Annotated in this window: 2 protein-coding genes; both read right to left on the bottom strand. The window is 65.2% G+C overall.

The annotated features are described in order from the left end of the window. Window positions 1–976, bottom strand: a 976-nt coding sequence (locus tag EN939_RS29655) for an aminotransferase family protein (protein WP_164751329.1), incomplete at its 3' end; no start/stop codon positions are given. A gap of 1 nt (window position 977) precedes the next feature. Then, window positions 978–2502 (bottom strand): N,N-dimethylformamidase beta subunit family domain-containing protein (locus EN939_RS29650; RefSeq protein WP_127271230.1); only part of this gene is annotated, 1525 nt, incomplete at its 5' end.

Below are 2502 nucleotides of genomic sequence, written 5' to 3'. Positions count from 1 at the left end.
CGGCGGCGCAGGCCAGCGGGTTGCCGGCATAGGTGTGGCCGTGCTGGAAGCCGCCGGAGTCAAGCAGCGGCTGCACCAGCCGCATCGGGGCGGCGAGCGCGCCAAGCGGCGCATAGCCCGAACCCAGCCCCTTCGACAGCGCGACGATGTCGGGCTTGCAGTTCCAATGGTCGCCGCCTAGGAATTTGCCGGTGCGGCCGGCGCCGCTCATCACTTCATCGTGGATGAGCAGGATTCCGTAGCGGTCGCAGATCTCGCGGATGCGCGGATAATAGCTGTCCGGCGCGACCATTGCCGCGGTCGCCGCACCGCCGATCGGCTCCATGATGAAAGCGACCACGCTGTCTGGACCTTCCGCAAGAATCTTCTCCTCCAGCATGTCGGCATAGCGGATGCCGCGCTGTTCCATCGAGAGATTGTCGCGGTCGCGCCAGGCATTCGGCGCCGGCACGGTCGGCATAGCCCGCATCATCGGCTCGAACGTTTCGGCCAGCGCATCGTCGCCGGTGACCGAGAGCGAACCCAGCGTGCCGCCATGATAGGAGGGGAAGCGGGTGATCACCTTCCAGCGGCTGGCCTGGCCGGTGGCGACGGCCCATTGCCGCGCCAGCTTTATGCAGGATTCCGTCGCTTCCGAGCCGCCCGAGACGAAGAAGATGCGGTCCATGCCTTCCGGCAGCTTGCCGGCCAGTTCGCGTGCCAGCTCCTCCGCCGGCTCGTTCTCGAAATGCAGCCGATAGGCAAAGGTGGCGCGGTCCATCTGCCGCTTCATGGCATCCAGCACATTGCGGTTGGAGTGGCCGATATTGGCGACCATCGGGCCGCTCGAGCCGTCGATGAAGCGGCGGCCGTCCTGCGTCCACATATAGATGCCCTCGGCGCGGTCGATCAGCGGCCGGCGCAGGCTGGACAGATAGAACAGATGCGAGTCTCGCCGGGCGTCGGTGGCTTGCGCGGCGGTCTGGACTTTCGACATGTCAGGGCTTTCCGAGATAACGATCGAGGACATTTTTGGTGACGCGTTCGACCATCGGGTCCTGTCTTAGCAGGCCGGCGACCCATTCGCAGCTTCCGGCGTGGAACACCTCGCCCTTGCCGCGCGGGAAATTGACGATCATGCCGTTGCCGCGTTTGACCTTTTCCAGATTGGCGTCGCTCGCCTCGCCGAACAGCGTCTCGGCGGTGAAGCGGCCATCCTCGTCGGTGAGGAACTGGTCCTCGATCGGGATATCGGCGCTTTCCTCAACCTGGGATGCCATGCCGACGGCGAGAACCTGCAACCCCTCCGGTGCGCCGCTGGTGGCGGTCGGGTAGGGCAGGCCGCCGAGTATCTCGAAGTCGAGCCCGTCGACCTCATAGCCATAGACATGGCTGTCGGCCCCCAACAGGTCACCATAGTAGATGCCGGTGCCGGCAAAGGCCCAGTGCTCGGGCCGGTAGACCGGAAAACCACGCACGCCGCGCGGCGCGCAGCCGCCCCAACCGGTATAGACCCCGCGCGTCGCGTTGAGCCCGAAGGTCGCTGAACCCGGCCGGCCGATTTCCGGCGCTTCCCAGGAATTGGTGGCGCGGGTGACGTCGCTGCCTGGGAGATAGGCGGGGTCTTCGGCACGCGAGCGATATTTGTAGCAGACCTGCCGGCGGCCCTCGTCCTCGAGCCGCGTCTGCCACATGAAGTTACCGGCAAAGCGCGCCGCATGGCCGCCGCGCTCGACATAGGCGTCGACGGCATCGCGCATTTCCCAGGTCCAGTATTCGTCATGGCCGACGAAGACGGCGCAGTCGTAGCCGTCGAGAATTTCGGGCGAAGAATGGAGATCATGCTGGCTGACGAGATCGACTTGATAGCGGGCTCGCTCGGCAAAGCGGAAGAAATGGCTGTCATAGCTGGCCCAACCCGACGAGGCGTACTTTTTCGAATGGCCTGTGGCGAGCGCCCATTCCATGTGCGGATAGCGCGGGATCGTCTTGGGCGGTACGGCGACTTCCAGCGGCACGCGCGGCGCATCTTTCGGCAGCACGACGAAGCCACGGCACCAGGGGCGCTGTGTCGACACGATGGGCGAGTATTGGTTGCGGTCCGGCCCGGTAATGCCCTGGTAGTGGTTGGAACCGCCCCAGGTGTTGTAGGCCAGCCAGGTGCCCGTCGCCGCCACCTGCAGCACACGGCCGGGTTTACGGCCCGGCTGCGGGCTGACGATAAAAATATGGTGGCATTGGATCGGCTTGCCGTCGCGCCCGTCGGCGGTCAGCGTGACCCGATAGGCGCAGGACGGCCAGTCCGCCCCGACGCGAAATTCGAAGGATGCGTCCCAGCCGCAGCCTTCAGCCGAACACTGGTCGGGTGTGTCCTGCCGGCGTGCCGCGATGCCCGATTTTTCGAACACTTTGGTCTCGCTGCCGCCATCCCGGGTGATTGTCATGCCGAAGTTCGGAGCTGTCGAACTGACATGCAACGCCACCGTTTCGCCGGCGCGATAGGAAAACCGGTCGCTGTAGCAC

It is taken from the genome of Mesorhizobium sp. M7A.F.Ca.CA.002.05.1.1 (assembly GCF_003998335.1).
In the GTDB taxonomy this organism is placed as follows: domain Bacteria; phylum Pseudomonadota; class Alphaproteobacteria; order Rhizobiales; family Rhizobiaceae; genus Mesorhizobium.
This window is presented reverse-complemented; position numbering and strand designations above follow the sequence as displayed.